A 26,244-nucleotide genomic window follows, 5' to 3' on the forward strand; every position below is an offset into this window, starting at 1 on the left:
AAAGCAAAAAGCCATTGAGGCGAATGATCATTGCGGATATTTATATACGCTTTAATCATTCGCCTCAATGGCTTTTTGCTTTATGCTTTCAGCTTTCTGCTTTATGCTAGTTCTTCGTCGGCTTCTTGTCAAACAACGACGCCGGTTTTATCTTCTCATACTCCACTACCCCGGTTTGCTTCGCCCACTCGAAATAAGCGGCAGACAACTCATTTACGATCTGTGTATTTTTAGCAGCTACATCGTTGGTTTCGCCCCTGTCCTGCTCTACATCGTATAGTTCCCAGCGATATTGCGGATAAATAGATACCAGTTTCCATTTGCCTTTTCTGACAGCCCTGTTACCTGCACGCTCCCAGAACAGGGGCGCATCCCGGTTCAATGCCTCGCCACGGAAAAACAGGCCGGTAAGGCTCTTCCCGGGTAATGCATTCGGCTTCACGCCATTATACTTTTCAGGATACTTTACGCTGGCTACTTCGTAGAAAGTAGGCGCCAGGTCTATCAGGTGGGCCGTTCCCTTGGAAATAGCACCACCCTTAATTTTACCGGGAAACCAGGCAATCAGCGGAGAACTGATACCTCCTTCATACATAAAGTTTTTGAAAGCCCTGAAGGGGCTGTTGGACACGAAAGACCAGTTTTTACCCTGTGATTCAAAAGAGCCGGCAGTTCCCACCGGGCCGGTGTTCCTCGCAGCTTTGGGGCCCCAGTGTGCCACATCTTCCGCAGGCGCACCATTGTCTGAAATGAATACGACCAGGGTGTTATCGTCTTTCTTCAAGGCTTTCAAAGCATCCAGCACCTTGCCTACACCCTGGTCCATCCGGTCTACCATGGCGGCATACACCTCCATCTTCGATTTCCAGAGTTGCTTTTCATCCCAGGTGAGACTATTCCATTCAGGTACTTCTTCATCACGGGGCGCTATGGTTTGACGAGGGTCCAATATACCCAGTTGTTGTTGCCGAATTAAGCGCTCGTGGCGAAGCGAATCCCAGCCAATATCATATCTCCCTTTATACTTTGCAATATCTTCCGGCAAGGCCTGCAAGGGCCAGTGCGGCGCATTAAAGGCGAGATATAAAAAGAAGGGTTTGTTGGATTTACTTTGTTCCTGTAGATATTTTACGGCATGGCCCGCAATTTCATCGGTGAAATAATAACTGTTGTCGGCCGGATGCAGGCGCTGATTATTTTCTACCAGCACAACAGGATATTGTCCGCCGCCCAGTGGCATTGGCTTTGCATCGAAGTAGTCGGCGCCACCGCCAATTACGCCATAATATTTTTCAAAGCCGCGTTGATTGGGCCAGGAAAGACTGTCATTGCCCACATGCCATTTACCCGACATCAAAGTACTATACCCTGCTGTTTTCAACACCTCCGCCAGCGTGAGCGACTCTTTATTAAGAAAGCCCTGGTAAGCAGGCAGGCCAAGGTTTACATCGAAGTAGCCGATGCCCGCTTTATGCTGATATTGCCCACTGAGTAAAGAAGCCCGGGTAGGCGCACAAATGGAGTTGTTGTAAAACTCTTTTAAACGTAACCCTTCCGCAGCCAGGCGATCCAGGTTGGGCGTATGTATTTCAGATCCGTAGGCGCCGAGGTCTGAATATCCCATATCATCTACCATGATGAGAATGATATTAGGCTTTTTCGTTTGTGCGGCTACGTTAGTAGTCCATATTGTTATGGCTGTTAATACCATCAATAATTTTCTCATGATCATTTTTTTGGATTCCTGTTACTTGTTACTTGCATCCCTTCGTTTTCCGGGAGCAGGCTGGCTTCCCCCGGTAGGGCCTGCAAATCCAGCCGGGCCGGTAGGTTTGATTTTGTCATAATCCACTACCTCATTTTCTTTGGCCCAGTTATCATATGCAGCGGCCAGTTCTTTTACCACCAGCGGTTCCTGTGCCGCCACGTTGTTGGTTTCTGCCCGGTCTGTTTCAATGTTATACAGTTCCCATTGTTTGGAAGGCCAGGAAGATATCAGTTTCCACTTACCTTGCCGCACGGCCCTGTTGCCCGCACGTTCCCAGAAGAGCGGTACTTTGCGGGTAATTTCCTGTTGTGCAAACAGCAATGGTGTTAAACTAATGCCAGGTAAAGGATGGGTGTTGATGTGGTGGTAAGAAGATGGATACACAGCACCGCCAATTTCATAAAATGTAGGCGCCAGGTCTATCAGGTGGGCAGTACCCCGTGCGATGCTGCCCGCCTTGATTTTAGCGGGATACCAGGCGATCAGCGGTGAGCTGATGCCACCTTCATAAGCACTCGCCTTATAAGAGCGGAATGGCGTATTGGATACATGCGCCCAGCTCTGCTCCTGGTAGTCGTAGGACCCTGCGGAACCAATAGGACCGGAACTACGTGGTCTTTTCCGGCCAATAGGTATAAAACCTCCCTGGGCGCCGTTATCGGAGATAAACACGATGAGGGTATTCTCTTCTTTCTTCAGCTCTTTTAATTTCGTTAATATCTGGCCAATCCCCTGGTCCATGCGATCAATCATGGCCGCATATACTTCCATTTTTTTCTGCCATAGCTGTTGCTCGTCATAGGTCAGGCTTTCCCAGGCAGGTACTTCCGGATCCGGTGCAATGGTAGCATTGGGAGCAATGATGCCTAATTTCTTTTGTTGCGCAATCCGTTCCCGGCGCAGCGAATCCCAGCCGATGGCGTAGCGGCCTTTATACTTTTCAATATCTTCCGGCACCGCCTGCAGCGGCCAGTGTGGCGCATTGTAGGCTACATACAAAAAGAAGGGCTTGTTTAATTTACTTTGTTCATCCAGGAATTTTACTGCGTGACCAGCAATTTCATCTGTGAGATAATGTCCTGGTTGCAGGTTGAAAGAACGGTTATTTTCTACCAGCGGCACTGGTGGCGCCTTATCAGGATAGCTACCAATATCAAAATAGTTACTGGCGCCGCCAATAAAACCAAAAAACTGGTCGAAGCCCCGTTGATTAGGCCAAGCAATACTATCATCTCCTACATGCCACTTCCCGGACATGAGTGTACTGTACCCCGCGTCCTTCAGTACTTCAGCCAGTGTCAATGATTCTTTATTGAGGTACCCCTGGTAGGCGGGCAGCCCGAGGTTCACATTAAAATAGCCCACCCCGGCTTTGTGATTCGATTGCCCGGTGAGTAAAGACGCACGGGTAGGTGCACAGATGGAGTTGTTGTAAAACTCCTGTAGCCGCAATCCTTCTGCTGCCAGGCGGCTGAGATTAGGGGTATGTATTTCTGAGCCGTATGGTGCAATATCTGAGTAGCCCATATCATCTACCATAATCAGGATGATGTTGGGACGGGCGGCCTGCTTTGGTTGGGCAAAGCTCCCATAGCTGATAGCGAGCCAGCCAAGCGTGAATAATATTGATTTCATTCGTTGGTATTTATGTTTTAATAGTTCACCCAAAGCGGGTCTTGCTTCAACTTTGGATTCAGGTTCAACTCCCGCTGCGGCGTAGGAAAATGAATATGGCGGGGAGCCGCCAGTGTTTTACCTGCTGCTTTCAGCACTTTCACGTAATAGTCGGGCCCCCTTCTTACCAGGTCAAACCAACGCTGGTATTCATATACCAGCTCTTTTCTTCTCTCCTGGAAAACGCTGTCCCGGAAATTATCCGCACTTAGTCCCGGTGCCACATCCTGCAGGCGCGGTACACCGGACCTTTGTCTTACCGCATCAATAGCATCGTATGCGGCGGCAGAAGGGCCATGGTTGACTTCATTCAATGCTTCTGCATAAATGAGCAATACCTCTGCATACCGGATGATAGGCAGATTTTTGGATGATTCTCCGGGATTGCCTACTACTGCAGGATCGTAATACTTATTCAGATGTGGTTCAAAGGTGTACAGTTTACCATCGGTAGGGCTGGTCATTTGTGTAACAAAGGTGACAGCTTTGCGGGCATCGCCTTCACCAAAACTTTCGTATAGCCCACCCTGTTTGTGCAGGGCATCGGCATAATCGCCATTAATGCCCGGCACCTCATTCGGAGCAGAGCGGCTGGCGAGGCTATTTCCCTGGTAAGCAGCATTCCCCTGGAACTGTGCAGAAAAAATATGTTCCTTGCCATTCTTCTTCGCTACATTAAATACATCGGCAAAGTTCTCAAACAGTTCATACCAGTGGAGATCAATGATTTCTTTGCTTTTATCGGCGGCCAGTTGCCAGTCTTTTTTGGTAAGATATACTTTGGCCAGCAGGCTCTTGGCAGAGCCGGCAGTAGCACGGCCTATATCTGCGGGGCCATATTCCGCGGGCGCGGGCAGATGTTCTGCATCCTGCAGGTCCTGGATGATTTGCTGATATACGGCCTGTTCGGGCGCTTTCTCTACGTATAAAGCGTCTGGCGACAATGATGCCGGCGCATGCAGCACCAGTGGCACCGGGCCAAACCATCTCACGAGATTAAAATAATGTAATGCCCGCAGGAATTTCGCCTCATTGATCAAACGTGTTCTAACAGTTTCGTTGATACTACCTTTACGGATCAACGCAATCTGGTCAATAGCGATATTGGATACATTGATAGCATCATAGCTTTGCTTCCACAGCTGTTCCATGCGATCATTGGAGGCATCATGGGTAAGGCCGGAAATGGCCCGTACATGTGCATTGCGGGCTCTTGGCCCGGCTTCATAATCATCTGTTGCCATTTCCACGCCTATCTGGAACAGGCTGTTGTAAAGTGACTGACCCGTTTCATACAATTTGCGATAGGCGGCTGTTACCGCCGCACTGGCTTCTGCTTCATTCTGATAAAAATTATCGGAAGTGATCACGGCTTCCGGCTGCTCGTCCAGCCTGGAGCAGGCAGCCCAGGTAACGGCCAGCAGCATAACTATATATATCTTTTTCATGTGCGCTGATTTTTAGATAAGTAACATAGATCAGAAAGTAACCCTGGCGCCGGCGCTGATAGTACGCGCTACGGGGTAAATGCCCAGGTCTGTACCAGGTGATACGTTGTTGCCGGAAGTCACCTCCGGATCAAAACCGGTGTATTTCGTCCAGGTGAACAAATTTTGTGCGGTGGCAAATACGTTGACTGCCGATATCTTCCCGGTGATCCGTTTAGGCAGCGTGTAGCCCAGGGTGATGGTTTTCACCCGCAGAAAAGAGCCGTCTTCAATAAACCTGTCTGAGAAAACCGGCGCTGGATCCAGCTTTGCACGGGGTATGATTTGACTGGGATTTGTTGCCGTCCATCGGTCGAGTGCGGAGGATGCGGCGCCCTGCTGTCCGTTAAACAACTCCAGCGATTGCCGGTTGGAGTTCAGAATTTTATTACCATAGGAACCTTGTAACAGCAGGGATAAATTAAATCCCTTCCACGAGAAGTTGTTGGTGAGTCCAAAAATAAAATCCGGTTGGGCATTTCCGATAATCGCTCTGTCGGCAGCCGTAGTAAAGGTGCCATCTCCATTGATATCTTTATACAACCTGTCTCCCGGTTTGGGCACTGCATTGCCGGTAAATTTCCCTTTTTTAGCTTCTTCCCCGGTTTGCAAAATACCGTCCGTTACGGTGCCGTAGAAACTTCCCAGCGGTTCTCCCACACGTATGATGTAGTTGCCGCTGATGTATGATTTCGCGCCGTTACCAATGGTCAGCACGCTGTTACGGTTTACCGATACATTCAAATCTGTCCCCCACGTAAACGCCCCCACGAAGTTTTTACTGCTCACACTTATTTCTACGCCTTTATTCTGTACGCTGCCAAAGTTTTGCAAGGACGAGGTCTGCCCGGAAGTCCATGGTATTTCTACATTCAGAAGCAGGTTGGTGGTTTTCTTATAATAGCCATCCAGGGTTAACAGCAGGCGGTTATTGAAAAAACCGATGTCTATACCGGCATTGTACTGGAAAGTTTTCTCCCAGCCAAGGTGGTCATTCGCCAGGCGGGAAGGCGCAAACCCGGTGGCAATATCTTTCCCGAAAAGATATCCCAGCGTGTACAAGGTAGCGAGCGACTGATACTCTCCTATTTCGAGATTACCAGTGGTTCCAAAGCTGGCCCTTAGTTTCAGGTCGCTGATTTTTTTAGACAGCGGTGCAAAGAAAGATTCATTATTTACTCTCCAGGAAGCTGCAGCAGAGGGAAAATAGCCCCATTTGTTTCCCTTACCAAAGCGGGAAGATCCATCTGCACGGATGCTGGCGGTGAAATAATAGCGGCTGTTGTAATTATAGTTTACCCGGGAGAGATAAGAATGCAATACCCATGCAGTAGCGTCGGAAAAGGGTCGTACCAGCGTAGACCCGCCCTGCAGGTTATTATACGTCAGGTCATCGGTTACAAATCGCTGTGCGCCGGCCCGGGTGATATCACTTTTAAATTCCTGCTGTGTAAATCCGGCCAGTACGTCCAGCGAATGTTTATGGAATACCCGGTTATAGGAAATGGTATTTTCATTGAGCCAGGCATAGCTGTTGTAAGTCCCTTTGGCGGCGTTGCCTTTGGTTAACAGCCCTTCGTAGATAGAAGCCGGTATGTAATTCTTTTCTGTGTTATTACTCACATCCGTGCCCAGCAATACCTTCAGATTTAATCCTTCTATCAGGTTGTATTCTGCGAAAGCAGTACCCAGGAGGCGGTTGGCGGCAGATTTATTAATTTGTTCCTGTATGGTAGCAATGGGGTTAGCGAAAATATTTTCAAATGGATTGCGCAATGTATAATTGCCACCGGCATCATAGATGGTAGCGGTAGGCGGCATCTGCAACAGGGAAGTGATAATGCCCGAAGGTGCAACATCCGCGTCGGATTTACTCACCGTGAGATGAGCGCCGACTTTCAATTTATCGTAGGGTTGCGCGTCTATGTTGGCACGCAGGCCAATGCGGGAGAAGTCTGTATTTTTTATGATCCCCTCCTGCTTAAAGTAGTTGCCGGAAATAAAGTACTGTGTTTTAGCGCTTCCTCCACTGATAGAGAGCTGATGATTTTGCTGTGAGGCAGTCCGGAATGCAGCATCCTGCCAGTCGGTGCCGGCGCCCAGCTTATCGATATCGGCTTGCGACAGGTATTGATATTTTCCTTTGGAAGGATCAGTATCATAGAAGGCATCATTTCTGAGGATGGCAAAATCATGTGCGTTGAGTACATCAATTTTTTTACGGAGCGATTGCACTCCGTAAGTACCTTCATAGGTCACGTTGTTCCTGTCGGCCTTCCCTTTTCGGGTAGTAATGATCACCACGCCGTTCGCGCCACGGGAGCCATAGATGGCAGTAGCGGAGGCATCTTTCAGGATATCTACACTTTCAATGTCCCCAGGATTGATGCTGGCGAGTGCATTTACCGGGGTACCGGTGAGAATACCGGGACTGGCAGCACTGTTATAAACAGGGAATCCATCTATAACATATAGTGGTTCATTTCCTCCCTGTATGGAGCTACCACCGCGAACGCGGATACTCACGCCTCCGCCGGGCTGCCCCGATGTTTGTGTTACCTGTACACCAGCTACAGCGCCTTTGAGCGCCTGGTCTACAGAACTTACTGATTGCTTCAGCAAAGGCCCGGAAACGGTGGCAATAGCGCCGGTAAGGTCGCTTTTCTTTTGTGTGCCGTAACCTACCACTACTACATCGTTGAGCTGACTTTGCACCGGTTCCAGCGGAATTTCGATGTGTTCGCCGTTGGCAGTGATTTCCAGACGGCGATAACCGATATAACTAACGAGGAGTGTATATGGAAATTTCTGACCGGTTACAAAAGTAAATCGTCCGGCCACGTCGGTTGATACGCCATGGGTAGTGCCTTTAATATTTACCACCGCTCCCGGAAGTGGTTCGTGTGTTTTGGCATCTACCACAACCCCGGTGAGGTGGGAGTTGATCAAAGGCGTGCCGGGCGTTTGTGCCAGGAGGATCGCAGGAAAAAAAAGTAACAGGAAGAAGCCCGACTTCAACGGGTGTATCGTTCGTAAAATTTGTCGCATTTTAAACAACATTTAATCTGCTGATCAGTACCATGATCACATCAGATAGCAGGAAAGCCTCAACAATATCAGTAAAGGGCATAGCATACCCACTGTCACCTGGTTGAATGAACAGCATGAATGAATAAGTATCAAAAAGAAGGTGCCGGAAAATGGCTACTGCATTGTACAACAGACGAAACAGCACCTTGTTCCGCCCACGATAGTGAAGATGTTAGATGTTGACATCTGGCATGTTTTATTGGTTGAGAATGGTGTTGTTGCCACAGCGGTGTCTTCCGGATAGTTTTATGTGGTGGTGCTAAAAACTATATGGATTTTCGTTCCTGCTGTAAGTAGTGTTGACAGTGCTGTGTTTCGAACAACGGCGTAAAAGTAAACATAATTTTATTAGTACACAAGTTTTGTAGACTATTAGTTTTTAAACTTTCTTATTTCCCCGTTGTCCAACTAGCGGATAAACCATATCGAACCATGAAAAAGTTCACAATCGCATTACTGTTGTTAGTAGCAGTAATGGGCGCCGGATCAACAGCATATGCACAGGTAAGTGTGGGTGTAGGCGTATCTATCCGGGTAGCTCCTCCTCCATTGCGGGTGTACACCCAACCTCCTTGTCCGTATGATGGATATATCTGGACGCCGGGCTACTGGGCCTACGGACCAGATGGATATTACTGGATACCAGGCGCATGGGTAGCACCACCGCGCGTGGGTGTACTCTGGACACCGGGTTACTGGGGATTTGTTGGCGGTATTTATAGCTGGCATGCCGGCTATTGGGGACCTCACGTAGGATTTTACGGTGGTGTTAACTATGGGTATGGTTACTGTGGCTCTGGCTTCTATGGCGGTATGTGGCGGGGAAATGCCTACCACTACAACACGGCCTATTCCAACGTAAATACCACTATTGTACGTAATACTTACGTTAATAATACCTACATCAATAACAACACGGTAGTCAATAACCGTAGTAGTTTCAATGGTCCCGGCGGTATTAACGCCAGACCTACCCGTGTAGAAACAGCGGCTATGCATGAGCAGCATGTCAATGCTACTTCTGCGCAGTTATCGCATGAGCAAAATGCCCGGAACAACCGGAGCATGCTGGCAGCCGGCAACAGCGGGCGTATTATGGGCGGGAATCATACTGTAAGACAGGGAACTACATCACCGGAAGGAAACCGTGGTGGTGCACAACCTAACCATTTCAACGGTGCACAACCCAATCATATCAACAACAACGCTACAGCACAACAGCATTTCAATAACAACAATGGCGGCAATCACTTTAACAATGCCGGTAACCATGTGAATGCAGGAGAAAATCATTTTAATAACGCTGCGCCGAGGGAAAATCATTTTAACAATGGCGGAGGTAATCGCATGGTAGCGATGCAGCACCAGCAGCATTTTTCTCCACCACATATGAACGGTGGCGGCATGCCCCGCGGCGGTGGTGAACACGGTGGCGGTGGCCATGGCGGTGGCCGGGGAAGACATTAAATACCCCCTTTTTGTTTCATCCTTCCCCTTTCTATTTCATCCAACTAACTCCTCATCCATTTCATCCAACGTAAAAAAGCCATCTACACGATGGCTTTTTTTATGCCTGATCCTGCAATAAGGCTGACCGGCCTCCGTCTAACAGGTAAGTAGTGCCGGTGGCAAACCCCGCATAATCACTGGCCAGAAAAACGCACCAGGCACCGGCTTCTTCCGGTGTTCCTATTCGCTTCACCGGATGCAGTTGTACAGTACGGTCCCGTTCAGCAGCAGGGTCCGGAAAAGAGGCAAACCAACGTTGATTGCCTGGTGTATCTATAAACCCAGGCGCCAGTCCTACCACCCGGATGGACGGGCCCCATTCAACCGCTAACGCTCTTACAAGACCCGTAAGCGCTGTTTTGGTGACGTTATAAGGGAAACAACCAGGGAGTGTAGCATATGCCTGATTAGAGCTGATAATGATGATAACACCCTGCCCGGTAGCCGCCAAGTGCGGGCGGGAGATCTTACAAAGCCGCCAGTGTGAGGCCAGGTTCAATTCCATATTCTGCTGCCACTGTTCGTCGGTACAATCAGTGGCGCCTTCAAAGAAATTAGCGCCGGCGTTGGATACTAAAATATCCAGCCGCCCACAGGTGCTCAATACCTGCTCCACCCAGTCGGTCTGCTGCCGGATGTCTGTAATATCTGCCTGCGTGTACAAACCCGTTGCTCCGGCCGCCTGCAGGCTGGCAAGAAAGTCCCTGGCAGCGGGGCTGTCGGCTGTTTCCAGTCCACAGCCCGCTACCATCGCTCCCGCCTTGCCCATCATCTGCGCAATACCTTTTCCAATACCGGAGGTAACACCAGATACAAGGACTACCTTTCCTGCTAATGATAATGCTAATGCCATATTTGACTAAACATAAAAACCGGGACGGGGTTGTAAAATGCCCGGATGTTTTTCCATTTCTGCTTCTACTAAATCCACGCCTAACCCGGGACGATCTGATAAATGTAAATGTCCGTTGCTGATCATCTCCTTAATGGGATGATCAATGACGGTATCTCTCCAGGGAACATCATTAAACATAAATTCCTGGCGGAAGAAATTAGGCACAGATGCACATACATGTGCGCTGGCGAGGGTAGACAAAGGTCCGTTAGGATTATGCGGCGCCAGCAACACATTATACGCCTCCATCATCGTAGCCATGCGCTTCATCTCTGATGGACCGCCACAGCGGGTGATGTCCGGCATAATGATATCACATAGCTGCTTCTCCAATACCTGCCGGATGCCATAACGCGTATAATGCCGCTCACCCACGCAAATGGCCACATTTCCCGGCAGCCGTTCCCGCACCGCTTTAAGGGTATCCGCACTTTCAGGCCCTACCGGTTCCTCGTACCAGGTAATATCCAATGCTGCCAGTCGCTGCGCCATTTTTACGGCCACCCTGAAATTCAGCATGGCATGCGTTTCTATCATGATATCAAACTCTGTTCCTACTGCATCGCGCACCGCTTTGCTGACATCAAACGCCAGGTTTTGCTGTGCTACGCTGAGGTTCAGGTTAGCAGATAAATCTTCTCCATAAAAATAATTTACATGCGCAAAGGGATCAAACTTCAACCCGGTAAAGCCGGCGGCCTTCACCTGCAATGCTTGTGCGGCATAGTCATCCGGGGTATGTGCACCACCGGTAAACCAATAGTTGGCATATAGTAAAATATCTTTCCGGAAGGCGCCACCCAGCAACTCATAACAAGGCACCCCCAGTACTTTTGCTTTAAGGTCTAACAATGCCATATCGATACCACTGATGGCACAAAGACTGGCGCCATAAGGTCCTATCCAGTTCAGATCGCGGTAAAGTTTGGTCCAGATAAAATCAGTACGCATCGGGTCCATGCCAACAATGCGCTCCCCTACATGTTTGGCCGCATGATATACAATGGGGCTTCCAGGCCAGTTGGTGGCTTCTCCTACACCGGTGAAGCCTTCATCTGTATATATTTTCAGCAGGGTCCAGTTATACTTTACCCCTTCTACCAGCCATACCTTAACATCTGTTATTTTCATGATACGAATCAGTTATTCTATTGTAAATACCAACGTTCCTTTAACAAGCGATGGCAATTTATGTTGTTGATCTGTAAACGGCGATCCATAAAAAGGCTCTGCTCCATTGTTGCTGTAGTCGGCAATCAGCAGCTGCAACTGTGCGTCCTGGAACCAACTGCGTACGGATTGCCGCCCATCCGATAAAACAGTAATCCCATTACCAGCTGCATCCTTCAGGGACGCCTGCAAAATATGCCGTTTGGTAGAGCGGAAATCATTGCTGCCCATTTCATTGGCCTCCTCTTTCCATTTACCTGCGGGTATTTTCCCCCATGGCTCCACGGCTGTTGTTGGCACCGCATTCAACAGCGTGCTACCTTCGTTACGCGCAATATCATCTTCCGGATACACCGAAAAGCTTCCTTTCCGCAACCAGCTCAGGCGATCATAAGTGGCAGGCAACTGTAATAGCATACCATATTGCCGTGGCAGTGAATCTTCGCCTTTGTATTGTATCTCATAAGTCATGCTCACTTTATTATCCGGCCTGAAATGATAACAGATCGTGCCTTTGGCATTGGTGTAAGTAACCGCTTCTTTCAATACAATACCGCTGTCACTTTTCGCAATTTCCGATGACGTAACAAAGAGTGTATATAGCGGATAATTTTTTATCGGGTGGATGTTATTCTGATACGTCTCCCCTGCCACATTGGGCTTTCCCCCGTCTTCACTGTTCATTGGCACGACGCTCCATACCGGTCCCTGCGACAAGATCGTGCGTTCACCTTTCTTAGCCGCAACGATCATCCCGGTTAGCCGGCTGATTTCAAAGGTATGGTTTCCCTGTTGTATCGTATAGGCCTGCTCATTGTGTGTATAGCTTAATTCCACTGCTGGTGCTGCTGCCGGCGCTGGAGCTGCTTTCAGGGCTATCTGTTCTTCATTCACCACATTACCGGTAGGATCTGTAAACGATAACATCACCAACGCAGTACTGGTATTTACCGGAATCTGTATCGTACCGGCCGCATGGGGCGCGATATCAGCGACTACTTTTACAGGCAAGCCATCTACACTGCATCGTATATTGTTAGCCGTTAGTTTCGTAAAATCGAAACGGTTTTCGATGGTGAGTACCAGTTGTTTTCGGTTGATGACCGGCGCTTGCAGATTCTTCACAACCACTGGTGCGTACGCTTTCCGCATGCCATAGAACTCCGGTTTTTCCCGTCTCCAGGCATCTACCGGTCCCCATGGACCGTACCCCACTATCCGGCCATCCGGCAGGTGGAAGATATCGTCGATACCGGCCCAGATAGCGCCTCCCAGGCAATTGGTATGATGATACATGGAATCGTACATTTTCGCCAGGGGCGCGCCGTAAGCAGCCCGGATTCCCGGATCTGTGAGCAGTTCCCGGCGGTTGTAACAGGAAACATGTGCATACTCCCCGAATAATACAGGGCGGCTCATGGTATCTGTTGCAGCCGCGCCATTGATACCCGGATAGTGATATACTGCAATATCTGCCTGGCTATGCGCATTGTTATATCCGCCCCAGCACTGATCATGAAAAGTAGTAGGACGTGTATTGTCGAGCGCCTTTACAATGGTATTGACCTTGGCAAACAAGGGACTCCACATCGATTCATTGGCGAGCGACCAGATGATGATGCTGGGGTGATTCCTTTGCGCATTTACCTTTTCCACGTTTGCACGGATAAAGTAAGGCAGGTATTTCTCATCTTTATAATTCCATAGTTTCCAGATCGGTGAAGCCCCATGCTGAATCCAGCAAATAGCTGATTCACTCTCCACAAAAAGCCCCAGCTCATCTGCTGCCGCCAGGAATTCTTCTGAAGGGGGATAATGGGAAGTCCGGATATAATTACAGTTTCCCTTCTTAAATAATTCCGCATCCTGCCGGGATAACTCCGGTGTGATACTACGTCCCAGTAAAGGATGTACATCGTGCCTGTTAACACCATGCAGTTTCACGGGTTGCCCATTTACCAGCAACCGGGAACCGCTTACTTTCACTTCACGGAACCCTACTTTTTGTGTAATTGTTTCCAGCACCTGCCCGCCTTCTATCAGGCTGGCTTGTAAGGTATACAATGCGGGGCTTTCAGGATTCCAGGTTTGGATACGGCCAACGGGCAGGAGCTGTGGCGTACTTAATGCCAACGTTTTATTCAATACTACTTTACCATTGGCATCGGTTAAAACATAACGCATACTGCCGTTGGTGGCAGTGGTTTGCAGGTTCACATCCAATGTTCCGTTGGTATAAGTTTCGTTTAACCGGGTGATAATATCCAGGCGTTTTATGTGGGCAGTAGGTAAAGCGAACAGGGTCACTTTCCGTAAAATTCCTCCCACCGTATGTACCGCATATTGCGAAACGCAGCCCAGTTTGTCTGACACAGTGAGGGCCTGTACCTGCACCTCCAGTTGATTAGTGCCGGTTTGTAATGCCTCCGTGATATCTGCTTCAAAAGGCACAAAACCACCTTCATGTTCGGCCACCACTTTACCATTCACCATCACCTTTCCCCAGGAGCTAACCCCATCAAACCGGATCATGATCCGGTTGCCCTGCCAATCAGCTGGCAGAGAAAAACTTTTACGATAAATGGCGGTATCTCCTTCATTCAGCTGAAATCCCTGCATCACCCATTCACCCGGCACTTTAACCGGGGTAATGGTACCCGTTGTACCATTTGAAAATGACCAGGTGCCATTCAGTGACAATAGAGGATCCGCAACGCCTTTCACTGCAGCCGGCCGTGGCGACAGGCAAGGTATTTCAAATTTATCTGCCTGGGTTTGAGACCATCCGGATAAATGCAATAATAATCCTGAAATAAAAAGTAAACTTCTCTTTATCACTATATTTTTTTTAAACTATTTACATAATACCGTATTGTGCAAAAGCGGCGGAAGCGGACATGCCACTTTCTATGCTTGCCTGCACAGTTTTTTCTCCTCTTGCTTTTTCCAGCGCCAGGCGAAACACTTCTTCTATGGCTGCCTGTGGTACAATACAAACACCATCCATATCTCCTACTACAATGTCGCCGGGATGAATAATAACACCATTCATTTCAATGGGCACCCGGAAATCCATTACTTTACCTCTGGGTCCCTGGTCCTGTGCATATCGTCCGTAAGAGAAAACGGGGAACTTTAATTGCAAAATGCCACGTGTATCGCGGGAGTAGCCATTCACTACCGCACCGGCGGCGCCCAGTTTCATAGCGCGGGTACTCATTAGCTCTCCCCATAAAGCATAGGTAGGTGATGATCCGGAACAGATGTATACCTCATTTTTTTTCAGGTCGTCCAGTGCGCGCAACATCAGGCCGAAAGGTTGTTGTAATACCGGGTTATGCAAACTCTGTTCACCGGAAATCATATCTGCTTCCAGTACTGGCATTGCCCTGCCCACAACCACCATAGCAGCATCCAGCGGTTGTATCTGTGGTGGCAGGAATTGTTTGACCAATCCTATCTTATCCATTACATCTCCTACTACTGCGGTAAACAGCTCCGCTTTAATCAACGAAAATAGTTCGTCATCATTATTCCATTTCTCCATGATTCTATTCGGTTGTTAAGTAGCCCAAAGATATTGCTGCTATCTTCTGCATCATCCAACTGTATTAATCAATACCACAACTTTTTTAACCCTAAATAGTCATGCAAAGCCTATATTTTATTAATAAAATTACAAACCGGTTATTCTTCCCAGGCAGATGCCCGCATAGATTTTCTATATTGGCTGGGATTTTCTCCTTTGATATTCCGGAAAAATTTGTTGAAGTTGGTTAGATTCTGATAGCCGCTTTCATAACAGATCTCTCCGATACTCAGTTTATCTTCCAGTAATAGCTTACAGGCATGTCCTATTCTTATTTCATTAATGAACCGGGTAAGGGATTTCCCGGTATGCTTCTTAAAATAGCGACAGAAAGCAGGGGGCGTCATATTGGCCAGCGCGGCCACTTCCTGCAGGGCAATATCTCCGGAAAAATTATTCATCAGGTATTGATATACTTCATTAATACGGGCAGTATCTTTTGGCTGGAAGGAGTTCTCAAATTGCCGGCTGCTCAGGTATTCAAATTCTGCGGAGTCTGTGAGCAGTTCCAGTATCTTCATAAAATCCAATAATTTACCGAGCCCTTTACGTTTGGTAATGCCTGCCAGTATTTTTATTACCTCCTGCTGGGTATGCCCGGTGAAGCGAACGCCTCTTTCTGCCCTTTCCACCAACCGTTTTACCGGTGCAATCACCTCTTCCTCCTCTGATAGCTGTTGCAGAAAATTGGCGGGAAAATATACGACAATGGATTTCACACTTCCTTTTACCGGTGTTTCCTGGAAACTGGCATCATTCAACCAGATATGCGGCAAATTGGGTCCCATCAGCACCAGGTCGCCGGGTAAAAAATGATCAATATGATCGCCTACAATACGTTGTCCATGGCTCTCCTGTATCCATACCAACTCACAGCGTTCATGGAAATGAAACGGTGACTGCAAATAATCAGTATTGACTTTTTTAATATGGATCGTCTTTGTAGCTGGGCTGCCTACTTCAATAAACTGCGCTTTCATGGACTGAAATTAATGGATATTTCAAACATTCAAACTGTTTTTACCATAAATCAAGATTAAATATAAATATTCGGTTAAGAAAGTTTCGAAAGCGGTTAATCCAGTTGGAGGTATTGGTAAAGGTTGTGATCAACTTTGTTTTCTGTCAACATCGCAATTTTATTAACCAAAATTTCCGAGAAATGTATCGTTTCACCAGGTTTCTTATGCTGTTGCTAGCGATTGCCGCAACAACGCATGCGCAAATCAAAACCATTAAAGGAACAGTAACAGACAAAAGCTCTCATGCCCCTATTCCGGGCGTCACCGTGATGTTAAAAGGTAGCAGCAAAGGTACCGTTACACAACCGGATGGCAGCTATTCATTACAGGCCAACCTTCTACCAGACGCTATGCTGGTATTCCGGGCGGTAGGCTATGATGAAACTACACAGCCCGCGGGCAATACTGGTATACTGAACATCAGTATGAGCAGTAGTGCCACGGGATTGAATGAAATCATAGTAGTAGGTTATGGTACGCAGAAAAAAGCGAATCTCACGGGTGCAGTAAGTGCTATTACCGGCAAAGAGTTAAAAGACCGCCCTGTGACCAACGTAGCGTCAGCATTGCAAGGCACCATGCCCGGCGTAACGGTTACACAAACCAACGGACAACCCGGTAAAGATGCCGGTAGCATCCGTATCAGGGGCATCGGTACCCTGAACAACCAAAACCCCATGGTGGTAGTGGATGGTATTGTAATGTCTACGAATGATGATAATGCGAGCGCGATGACAAACGTAGACCCCAATGACATTGAGTCTATTTCTGTATTGAAAGACGCCGCGTCCGCCTCCATCTACGGATCCAGGGCTGCCAATGGTGTAGTGCTGATCACCACTAAGAAAGGTAAAGCAGGCGTGCTAAGGGTGCATTACAATGGCTATTTCGGTAAACAAAAACCTACCCATCTTCCTGACTACCTGCCCTCCTGGCAGGCAGCCACCCTATTCAATGAAGTACAAAAGAATGAAGGAAAAACAGTACGCTATACCGATGCAGAGATAGAAAAATTCAGGAATGGATCTGATCCGGATAATTATCCCAATACCGACTGGCTTGGACTGGTATATAGTGGCACTGGTAACCAGCAAAATCATTACCTTGACTTCAGCGGCGGAAACGACAAAACACAGTTTATGTTCTCCCTGGGCTATCTTGCGCAGGATGGTATTATTAAAAACACCGGCCTTAAAAGATACAATACCCGCCTGAATCTCAACAGTAAAATCAACAGCCGGTTATCTGTTTTTGCGAACCTATCGTACTCCTTATCGGACATGCGGGAGCCAACCAACCCTTATACCGGTGACTTTTCACAGGTGATCCGCCAGGCAAATCGTATAGGCGCCAACGTGCCTTACAAAACCAGCAACGGTTACTATGGCTATATCAACGATGGCAATCCAATGGCGTGGCTGGAATCTGGTGCACAGTATAAAGAATTCCGCCATCGCCTGCTGGGAACCACCGGCGCCGACCTGGAAATATTGAATGGTCTGCATTTCAGACCTACCTTCGGATATACACTGGATCTCACCCAGTCTAAAAAATTCATTAAAGATATCCAGTATTACGATGCCAAAACGGGCAACCCAACGCTCTACCAGGGGCCTAATTCACTTACCGATTTCAACGACAACTACAATGTAATTACGCTTCAGGCATTACTCGATTATCAGAAAACAATCAAAGACCATCACATCAAAATACTGGGTGGTTACTCCCACGAATATACGAAGTACAATTTCCTGCAGGGGTACCGCAAAAGCTTTCTCAACAATGAGTTGAGCGAACTGAATGCCGGGCCTTCCGATGGCCAGCAGGCCACCGGTTCTGCATACGAGGTAGCGTTACAATCATTCTTTGGCAGAATCAACTATGACTACAAAGGCAAATATATGCTGGAAGCCAACCTCCGCTATGATGGCACGTCCCGTTTTGCACAGCCGCATCGCTGGGGATTATTCCCTTCTTTCTCTGCCGGATGGAATATTTCTGAAGAGGACTTTTTTGCGGCAGCCAGGAGTATGGTACCACAGTTAAAACTACGTGGTTCCTGGGGGCAGTTAGGTAACCAGGACATTGGCGGTGTGAAGAAAAATGACATCAAACTGGGCAACTACCCTTATATTCCTGTGATCAGTGCGGGACAAAACTATGCGTTGGGCAACAGCATTGCCGGCGGCATTGCACCGGTCATGGGCGCCAACCCTGACATCCGCTGGGAGTCGCTGCAATCCACCAACTTCGGGCTGGATGCGGGCCTGCTGGACAACCACCTTACCTTATCCGTCGACTATTTCATCAAAGACACCCGTGATATCTTGCTGAACGTACCTGTAGGCGCTACCTATGGCTTTATTGCACCCGTACAGAATGCAGGAAGTATCAGAAATAAAGGTTGGGAAATAGCGGCCGGTTACCAGGACAAAAAAGGCGATTTTAATTACAGCATCACCGCAAATACCGCATTCATTCAAAACGAGATTACTAATCTGCAGGGCACTGATCCTATCATCACCGGCGCCACCTATCTGAAAGTAGGACGCCCTGTAAATGCCTACTATGGCTATGAAGCAGAAGGTATTTTCCAGACACAGGCGGAAGTAGACAAGCATGCCAAACAAAGTGGTGGTAAAATTGCACCGGGCGATTTAATGTATAAAGACCAGAATGGCGACGGTGTAATAGATGGCAACGACCGTGTATACCTGGGTAGCTATTTCCCAAAAATGACCTATGGTGTGAACCTGGGAGGCGGCTGGAAAGGTATTGACGTTACCCTGTTTTTGCAGGGCGCTACCGGTGTAAAAGGCTTTGTACAGGGCGCTTTGCTGGGCACTGCCGGAGATAAAATAGGCCGCCCCACTTCCGCGTTGCTGGACAGGTGGACACCGGAACATCCTTCCGATAAGTTCCCACGTTTATGGAATACTTATACCCAGAATGATGCTTCTATCAATCCCTCCTCTTTTTGGGTAAGAAACGCGTCTTACCTCCGTTTAAAAAACCTGCAAATAGGCTATACCTTCCCCGGCACATGGCTGAAACGTGCCGGTATACAGGGAGCAAGAGTATACTATAGCGGACAAAACATCCTCACCTTCACGAAGTTTTACAGCTGGGTAGATCCTGAATCCACCAACAGCGCCAGCGGTTACGACTACCCGCAGGTGAAAATTAATACTGTTGGCATCAACCTTACTTTCTAACTGCGTTAAACACCATCATGATGAAAAAAACATTGCTCTATATACTCCTTTCGGGAACGGTAGCCATGACCGGCTGTAAAAAGAATTTCCTGGAAAGACAGCCGCTGGACGGCTACAGTGAATCTTCGCTCTGGGGATCAGATAAAGATGCCCTGGCAGCCATCAACGGATGCTACAAAGACTGGGAATCCGGGCTTCACCTGATATACCTCGACTGTGCTTCCGACAATGCCTACAATCCTTATCCCTGGGAGGGCTATACCGTATTAGGCAGCGGCAACCTCACCCCTAATAACACCGGCGACCAGCGCTGGACTTTTACTGTTATACAAAAATGCAACTGGTTCCTGACAGGCGTAGATAAAGCCAAAATGAACGATAAATTACGTGCCCGTATGAAAGGAGAAGCACGCTTCTTAAGGGCTTATCAATATTTCATCCTTACACAGTTATATGGAGATGTGCCACTGATCACCACCAATATCTCACCGGCCGAAGCCAACAATTCAAAGCGCACGTCCAAAGCAGAAGTGGTGAAATTCATCCTCGATGAACTGACCGCCATTATCCCGGATTTACCGGCCAGCTATACCGGCACCGACGCAGGACGTATTACCAGTGGCGCCGCACTGGCGCTGAAAGCCAGGATGGCCTTATTCACCAAACAGTACGACGTTTGCATTGCAGCCTGTAATGATATTATTGCATCTGGTACCTATAAACTGTACCCGGTATATGGTGATTTATTCCGTATTCAACATAAAAATAATTCGGAAGTCATCCTGGATGTACAATACAAAGAAAATGACGTGCCCTTTGAATCACTGGGCGTAATGCCTCCCGGCTCCGCCGGCGGCTGGTGCTCTATTGATCCGCTACAGGGTCTGGTAGATGCTTATGAAATGAAAAACGGGAAAACCATTGACGATGTTACCTCCGGGTACAATGCCGATGATCCGTATAACAACAGGGATCCACGCCTGGCTGCTACCATCTTGTATCCTGGCGCTATGTACAATGGAAGCTATTATAATCCTATCAGCGAAGGATCTTCTGACTACTATGCCCCTTACGGCAACTCAAAAAGTGGCTACCTGGTAAGGAAATTCACCACTGATTTGAGTGACTTCACAGATATGTGGAACGTTGGCTTAAACATTATCGCTATCCGGTATGCAGAAATATTGTTATCGCAGGCTGAAGCCAAAATAGAACTGAACCAGTTAGACAACAGCATGTATAGCGCATTGGATGCTATCAGAACCAGGGCCGGTATGCCAGTGGTTGACCGGACGGTGTACAATACGCAGGCTAAGCTACGCGAACTGGTTCGCCGGGAAAGACGCGTAGAACTCGCCATGGAAGGATTGCGGTGGTTTGATGTACAACGTTGGGAAATTGGAGATAAGGTAATGAACGGCACTATGTATGGGGCAAGATTGGGGAATGTAGACGCTGCCACCGGTAAGCTCACGTTGGGAAAAGACCGTATCCTGGTGGAACAACGCACCTTTGATATAAAGAAAAACTACCTGTGGCCTATACCACAGTCTGAACGCGATATTAATCCCGGGCTCACCCAGAACCCGCTTTACTAAATCTAAAAAGCATCCGGTGCTGTAGTCCCGGATGCTTTTTAATCTTCCATAATCTGACAATGAAAACCGGTTTCATTGACCAGCATCATTACTTTCCCCGCCTGAAAATTATCGCCTTCCACACGCAGCACGTTATCACAGTCTTCAAGGTCGAAATTGATTTTACTGTCCGGAAAGTTTTCGAGCAACAGCGCTACTATTTCCTGTGCGGCTGCTACCCTTTTGACATTTGTTACAAATACTTCTACCATGCCATTCCATTTAAATTACATATAGCTCATAGCAGGATAGCCCAACAAACGGCGCCAGAGCGCTATCTGGCCGATACAATTGGCTTCCCGGTACATGGAAAAAGTAACCATCTCCCACACGGGAAAAGACATATTCATCTCTGGAAATTTCAGGATCTCATTTAACTGCTCATCGGTAGCGGATACCATGGCAGTGCGCAGGAGTGGCGTAATGGTTTCCCAGTCTTTTTGATAAACATCTAACGATGGGTAAATCACATCTGCTTTGATACCCTGGTTTCTCTTAAACAGATCATCTGCGGCCGATTTGGCCTCCACCTTTAAAAAACCGGCCAGGTCGTAGCGCTGTTGTACCAGGCTACCAGCGAGCCATGCCACGTGATTAGCGGGCGTATCCAGGCGTTTGTGCGCATCTGAATCTGAAATTCCAAACAATGCCTTCGGAAAAAATCCTGTTTGCAAATCAAACAGTGAAAGAATGCCGAGCATCCTGTTGCTTGCTGTTTCCATTTTCTTATTATTTTTAGGTATTCAAACTTGTTGTAAGATAGCTGATAATCCTTGCAACCGCAGATGCCTATGAAGCCAATCTTAGGGGGTATTTGCGACAAAATTGGTAAGTTTGACCTGCGAATTAAAAATTGAAACCCATATGATCAAGATAGGGATCCTGCTTATCCGCCACTACAAGCTCCTCAGCCTGGCGGCCATCACCGATGTGCTTGACACCGTCAATAAGATTTACCAAAAAAATGGCACAGTGACGCCGTTTACCATTACCCTTGTCAGCACCAAAGAAACGGCACATTTGTCAACGGCTTTTCCGGGTTATGCTTCGGAAGACATCACCGCTACCGGCGCTTTTAACCTGGTACTCATCCCTTCTTTTACCAGTGATGATCTGCAACAATCCATTCACGAAAACAAGATATACCTGCCCTGGTTAAGGGAACAATATAAAAACGGCGCTGCATTAGCCAGCTTTTGCACCGGTGCATTTTTACTGGGTGCTTCCGGCCTGCTGGATGGAAAAATTGCCACTACGCATGTAGATGCCTGCAAGGATTTTTCTGCTGCATTTCCGGCGGTAAACCTGTTATCCGATAAAACGGTCACCCACGATGCCGGTATTTATACCAGCGGTGGGGCCACCTCTACCTTCCACCTGCTGCTACATTTGCTGGAAATACATTGCGGTATTGAAATAGCCGTAAGAACGGCTAAAATATTTGCGATCGATATGGGCAGAGACAAACAGTCTTATTTCAGTACGTTCCAGCCTACCCGTAATCATCACGATGACCTGGTGGCCAGTGCCCAACAGAAAATTGAAGCCAGTTACCAGGAAGCCGGCACTATTGAAGAAATGATTAAAGACATTCCTTCCAGCCGCAGAAATATTGTGCGGCGATTTAAACAGGTGACCGGCGTAACGCCCATTGAATACCTGCAACTTACACGGATCGAAGCGGCTAAGAAACTATTGGAACAAACCGGTCAGCAAATGATGGAAGTAATCTTTAATTCGGGCTACAACGACCCCAAAGCATTCAGAAAGGTATTCCGGAAAACTGTCGGAATGACCCCTTCTGAATACCGGGAGAAGTTCAACGCTGTGCGATAGGATTAATGTCTGTCCCAGAAGAAAGGCGGTTCAATATCCAGGCTACGGAGATAAACGAAACCTTGTCCCCGGTGGTGAATTTCATTATCGATAAAGTAAAACAGCAGGCTGGACACGGTGCCATCGTACATACCAAAAGCTTTCATAGGCCGTTGGAAATCTTCTGACGCAATACGGGGCCAGTACTCATTGATTTGTGCGGTTACGATATCCCACAATTCCAACAATTCTTCTTTAGTGGTAGGATTGGTAGCACCAGTATGTTCCAATAACTCTTCCATCTTTTTCCAGTCACCATTAGTAGCAAAACCGTGTACACCGGCGGAGGCAATACCCAGTACTTCCATCGCCAGGGCGGAGAAAGGACGCATACCGCCTATGCTGTAGGTGAACAGCTTATCGGCCGGAAATTTCTCAATGGTACGGCGGGTCAGATCGCGGTGTCCCTGCCAGTGTTTCAGAAGCTGATCAGGTGTCAGTATTACTTGTGTAGCGGTTAAAACATTGCTTTCCATAAGGCTGTATTTTTATTGTTTTTTTGTTTGATAGTACAAAGAAACTAAGGGGGTGTGACAACCCTATGTCAGCAGTGTTTAAAAAAAATTTTAGCGTACCACAATATCCCCGAATGGCAGCATTTATTTAAGCAAACGTTGCCGAAAAAAAAGGATATTTGCCATTACCTGTTAGCATAATAATTTTAAGTCATGGAAACTATTCTCATCAGAAAGGCAGTACCAGCGGATCTTCCCGTTTTACTCGAATTTGAACAAGCTATCATCACCGCGGAGCGGCCTTACGACAATACCTTAAAACAAGGCACTATTCACTATTATGATGTTGCTGCTATGATTGCCGCCAGTCACGTTGAAGTGCTGGTAGCCACCTATAATGGCCAGCTGATTGGTTCCGGCTATGCCCGCATAGAGGACGCCAAACCCTACCTCATTTTTCCCCGGTATGCGTACCTGGGATTTATGTATGTAGATCCCGCACACCGGGGCAAAGGCGTGAATAAGCTGATCATCGAAGGGCTAAAGGCCTGGGCCATTTCCCAGGGCATCCCCGAATTGAAGCTGGATGTATACGATCAGAATGAGGCAGCAGTGCGGGCCTATGAGAAGGCTGGTTTCCAAAAAAACCTGGTAGAAATGCGGCTACCACTATAATCTTCCGAGTTTGGCACAATTTTAGACGGTGGGCGGTTAAAAGAATTTTAACCATGAAACAGTTACTTGTAGCCTTAGCAGCAGCAGTCGTTTTATTTTCCTGCAAAAGCAATGCTGATAATGCCGCCGCTATAGAAAGTGCTAAAAAAGCGACCATCGACTCCATGAACAATGTGAGTGCCATTAAGCAGCAGGTAGTAGACTCCATGAATCGTTTGAAAAAACACCCCCATCATACAGGTACAGGCAATGCAGCGGTAACACCTGGTTATGCTGACGCTGAAATGAACAATCCGGCGCCGGCGGCTCCCGCTCCGGCCCCTGCTAAGAAAAAGGGTTGGAAAGGCTGGAGCCATACTGCCAAAGGTGCTGTTGTAGGCGCTGGTGCAGGTGCTATTACGGGTGCTATTGTGAATAAAGACAGGGTGAAAGGTGCAGCGATTGGTACTTTAATTGGTGCAGGTGTAGGTGCCGGAACAGGTGCGATTGTGGATCATAAGAAGAAGAAACAGACACAAGGACAATAAGCTTTGTTTTAAGCGTATATAAAAGCGGACGTCTCAAAAAAATGAGACGTCCGCTTTTGCTTTAGACCTACGTCACAGGCCTGTTTTAACTATCTTTTAATTCGCCTTTAACCTGTCTTTGAGCCGCAAATTTTCCCTCCTTTATCGCCGCCTTCACCTTTTCCCTATGATCCAGTCCCCACTGCACCAAACGCTCTACCACGGGCAATACGGTGAGTCCATAGGGTGTAATCTCATAAGCAACGGTAACTGGTTTGGTGTTGAGCACCGTCCGTTTCACCAGGAAATTCATTTCCATCAGCTTCAGTTCTTTCGATAACATCCTGGCGGAAATACCGTGTATCTCCCGCAAAATCTTTTTAAAATGATTGGTTTCGTTGGTTCGGTTGGCAACATGCCGCAGTATCTGTAGTTTCCATTTGCCGCTGAATAATTCCATGCTGTCGCGCATGGCGGCAAGTTCTTCTTTGCAGGTGGCCTCCCGCTGTTCTCCTTTTATCGTGATCGTTGCCATAAATCTGTACGTTTACCCGGTTACCTCTGGTTTACCCATAGCAAATATACCAGAACACGACCATAATTTTGACGCATGAAAAATCACGAAAACATGCAGGCAATTATACTCAATGGTTTTGGCGGTGTAGAACATTTCTCCGCCGCTACGCTGCCGCTGCCTGAGGTGGGAGATAAAGAAGTACTGGTACAGATTGCAGCTACCGCCTTCAATCCTATCGATTATCAAATGAGACAAGGTGCGCCGGAAAGTAAACGGATGCATTCACCGATACTGGGCCGCGAATGTGCGGGCATCGTAGTAAAAACGGGCGAACTGGTGGAGGGATTTGCGCCTGGTGATGCCGTGATGGCGGCTTCCGGCAGCATGGGCAGTAATGGCTCCTATGCTACACATATCAGTTTGCCGGCGGAGATACTGGTGCATAAACCGGGTAATATCTCTTTTGCAGCAGCAGCGGCGGTACCTACGGCATCGTTAACTGCCTTGCAATGCTACAAACGGTTACGACTTCCTGCTACTGCCAGTATTTTCATCAGCGGTGCTGCCGGCGGCGTAGGACTGGTACTGGTGAAGTTGTTGCTGGCCGCAGGATATACGAACCTTACGGTAACAGCCGGCAATGAAGCCAGTAGGGAACAATTACTATTGGCTGGATTAACAGCCGATCAAATCATCGATTACCGGCAGCCGGATTTACCGGAAATTATTCTGCAACAAAACAACGGCAAAAGGTTTGAAGCGGCGATAGACCTCGTGGGTGGCCGTCTCTCCGAAATATGTGCTGACATACTCCTCACCAATGGTATTTACCAGGATGTGACGGCGCTTACCACCGAAGCCGGCCGCGCCACCCTGTTTAATAAAGGTATTGTGATCATGAATATCTCCAACTATGCCTATTCCCTTGATGGGAATTTATCGTATTATGGAGATGGCCTCCGGCAAATAGCCGCCCTGTTGGAAAAAGGAGCGATTACCCCTTCCCCGGTTTATGTAACCGGCGCCTTTAGTGTGGAGACCGTGCAACAGTCGCATGCGCTGTTGGAACGCAACCAGAGCAGAGGCCATAAGCTGGTGATGGCGGTACTTCCCGGCGTTCACTGACGTTGCCGGCACTTGCCGGCATCATCTTTGGGCAA

20 protein-coding genes are annotated in these 26,244 nt (G+C 47.9%); 7 read left to right on the forward strand and 13 right to left on the reverse strand.

Features of this window, described 5'->3' with window-relative positions:
- Positions 1–106: 106 nt before the first annotated feature.
- Genes AC5ZC7_RS17815 through AC5ZC7_RS17830 form a run of 4 tightly spaced genes read right to left on the reverse strand, consistent with a single transcriptional unit; the run spans position 107 to position 7,977 of the window.
- On the reverse strand, positions 107–1,726 hold the full coding sequence (locus AC5ZC7_RS17815) for a sulfatase-like hydrolase/transferase (protein WP_496157557.1): 1,620 nt from the start codon (positions 1,724–1,726) through the stop codon (positions 107–109).
- 21 nt (positions 1,727–1,747) lie between these two features.
- A complete protein-coding gene (locus tag AC5ZC7_RS17820) occupies positions 1,748–3,403 on the reverse strand; it encodes a sulfatase-like hydrolase/transferase (RefSeq protein WP_496157556.1) in 1,656 nt (551 codons plus the stop codon).
- A 17-nt stretch (positions 3,404–3,420) separates the two neighbouring features.
- Positions 3,421–4,890, reverse strand: coding sequence for a RagB/SusD family nutrient uptake outer membrane protein (locus AC5ZC7_RS17825; RefSeq protein ID WP_496157555.1), 1,470 nt, complete (start codon positions 4,888–4,890; stop codon positions 3,421–3,423).
- A gap of 30 nt (positions 4,891–4,920) precedes the next feature.
- Positions 4,921–7,977, reverse strand: a complete 3,057-nt coding sequence (locus tag AC5ZC7_RS17830) for a SusC/RagA family TonB-linked outer membrane protein (RefSeq protein WP_496157554.1) — start codon at positions 7,975–7,977, stop codon at positions 4,921–4,923.
- Between the two features lie 474 nt (positions 7,978–8,451).
- Between AC5ZC7_RS17830 and AC5ZC7_RS17835 the strand changes: the two genes are divergently transcribed.
- Entirely contained in the window at positions 8,452–9,486 is a 1,035-nt protein-coding gene (locus AC5ZC7_RS17835; protein ID WP_496157553.1) for a YXWGXW repeat-containing protein, read from the forward strand.
- Between the two features lie 100 nt (positions 9,487–9,586).
- Here AC5ZC7_RS17835 and AC5ZC7_RS17840 read toward each other — a convergent pair whose 3' ends face one another.
- From AC5ZC7_RS17840 to AC5ZC7_RS17860, 5 genes are all read right to left on the reverse strand, one after another.
- Positions 9,587–10,381 carry an SDR family oxidoreductase gene (locus AC5ZC7_RS17840; RefSeq protein WP_496157552.1) on the reverse strand — a complete coding sequence of 265 codons (795 nt, stop codon included), beginning with the start codon at positions 10,379–10,381 and terminating at the stop codon, positions 9,587–9,589.
- Positions 10,382–10,387: 6 nt separating this feature from the next.
- Entirely contained in the window at positions 10,388–11,554 is a 1,167-nt protein-coding gene (locus AC5ZC7_RS17845) for an enolase C-terminal domain-like protein (RefSeq protein ID WP_496157551.1), read from the reverse strand.
- A 12-nt stretch (positions 11,555–11,566) separates the two neighbouring features.
- A complete protein-coding gene (locus AC5ZC7_RS17850) occupies positions 11,567–14,431 on the reverse strand; it encodes a glycoside hydrolase family 2 TIM barrel-domain containing protein (protein ID WP_496157550.1) in 2,865 nt (954 codons plus the stop codon).
- 19 nt (positions 14,432–14,450) lie between these two features.
- On the reverse strand, positions 14,451–15,140 hold the full coding sequence (locus AC5ZC7_RS17855) for an RraA family protein (RefSeq protein ID WP_496157549.1): 690 nt from the start codon (positions 15,138–15,140) through the stop codon (positions 14,451–14,453).
- A 140-nt stretch (positions 15,141–15,280) separates the two neighbouring features.
- Positions 15,281–16,162, reverse strand: a complete 882-nt coding sequence (locus tag AC5ZC7_RS17860; RefSeq protein ID WP_496157548.1) for a helix-turn-helix domain-containing protein — start codon at positions 16,160–16,162, stop codon at positions 15,281–15,283.
- Positions 16,163–16,368: 206 nt separating this feature from the next.
- On the opposite strand from AC5ZC7_RS17860, the gene AC5ZC7_RS17865 reads away from it, so the two are divergent.
- Entirely contained in the window at positions 16,369–19,419 is a 3,051-nt protein-coding gene (locus tag AC5ZC7_RS17865) for a SusC/RagA family TonB-linked outer membrane protein (protein ID WP_511911252.1), read from the forward strand.
- A 17-nt stretch (positions 19,420–19,436) separates the two neighbouring features.
- A complete protein-coding gene (locus AC5ZC7_RS17870) occupies positions 19,437–21,017 on the forward strand; it encodes a RagB/SusD family nutrient uptake outer membrane protein (protein WP_496157546.1) in 1,581 nt (526 codons plus the stop codon).
- Positions 21,018–21,055: 38 nt separating this feature from the next.
- Here AC5ZC7_RS17870 and AC5ZC7_RS17875 read toward each other — a convergent pair whose 3' ends face one another.
- Together AC5ZC7_RS17875 and AC5ZC7_RS17880 are read right to left on the reverse strand one after the other, a co-directional pair.
- Positions 21,056–21,268, reverse strand: coding sequence for a hypothetical protein (locus tag AC5ZC7_RS17875; protein WP_496157545.1), 213 nt, complete (start codon positions 21,266–21,268; stop codon positions 21,056–21,058).
- 15 nt (positions 21,269–21,283) lie between these two features.
- Positions 21,284–21,778: a DinB family protein gene (locus AC5ZC7_RS17880; protein WP_496157544.1), complete on the reverse strand. Its 495-nt coding sequence runs from the start codon at positions 21,776–21,778 to the stop codon at positions 21,284–21,286.
- 142 nt (positions 21,779–21,920) lie between these two features.
- Here AC5ZC7_RS17880 and AC5ZC7_RS17885 point away from each other — a divergent pair, with 142 nt between their 5' ends.
- Positions 21,921–22,892, forward strand: a complete 972-nt coding sequence (locus AC5ZC7_RS17885) for a helix-turn-helix domain-containing protein (protein WP_496157543.1) — start codon at positions 21,921–21,923, stop codon at positions 22,890–22,892.
- Between the two features lie 2 nt (positions 22,893–22,894).
- Here AC5ZC7_RS17885 and AC5ZC7_RS17890 read toward each other — a convergent pair whose 3' ends face one another.
- A complete protein-coding gene (locus AC5ZC7_RS17890; RefSeq protein WP_496157542.1) occupies positions 22,895–23,407 on the reverse strand; it encodes a DinB family protein in 513 nt (170 codons plus the stop codon).
- Between the two features lie 192 nt (positions 23,408–23,599).
- On the opposite strand from AC5ZC7_RS17890, the gene AC5ZC7_RS17895 reads away from it, so the two are divergent.
- Both AC5ZC7_RS17895 and AC5ZC7_RS17900 read left to right on the forward strand, forming a co-directional pair.
- Positions 23,600–24,061: a GNAT family N-acetyltransferase gene (locus AC5ZC7_RS17895; RefSeq protein WP_496157541.1), complete on the forward strand. Its 462-nt coding sequence runs from the start codon at positions 23,600–23,602 to the stop codon at positions 24,059–24,061.
- Positions 24,062–24,114: 53 nt separating this feature from the next.
- Positions 24,115–24,588, forward strand: a complete 474-nt coding sequence (locus tag AC5ZC7_RS17900) for a YMGG-like glycine zipper-containing protein (protein WP_496157540.1) — start codon at positions 24,115–24,117, stop codon at positions 24,586–24,588.
- Between the two features lie 85 nt (positions 24,589–24,673).
- On the opposite strand, the gene AC5ZC7_RS17905 is transcribed toward AC5ZC7_RS17900, so the two are convergent.
- The gene (locus AC5ZC7_RS17905; RefSeq protein ID WP_496157539.1) at positions 24,674–25,102 is read right to left on the reverse strand and encodes a winged helix-turn-helix transcriptional regulator; all 429 of its coding nucleotides are present in this window, start codon (positions 25,100–25,102) and stop codon (positions 24,674–24,676) included.
- Positions 25,103–25,177: 75 nt separating this feature from the next.
- Here AC5ZC7_RS17905 and AC5ZC7_RS17910 point away from each other — a divergent pair, with 75 nt between their 5' ends.
- Positions 25,178–26,209 carry an alcohol dehydrogenase catalytic domain-containing protein gene (locus AC5ZC7_RS17910; RefSeq protein WP_496157538.1) on the forward strand — a complete coding sequence of 344 codons (1,032 nt, stop codon included), beginning with the start codon at positions 25,178–25,180 and terminating at the stop codon, positions 26,207–26,209.
- Positions 26,210–26,244 lie beyond the last annotated feature (35 nt).

The sequence above is a fragment of the Chitinophaga sp. 9-1-y genome (genome assembly GCF_059511905.2).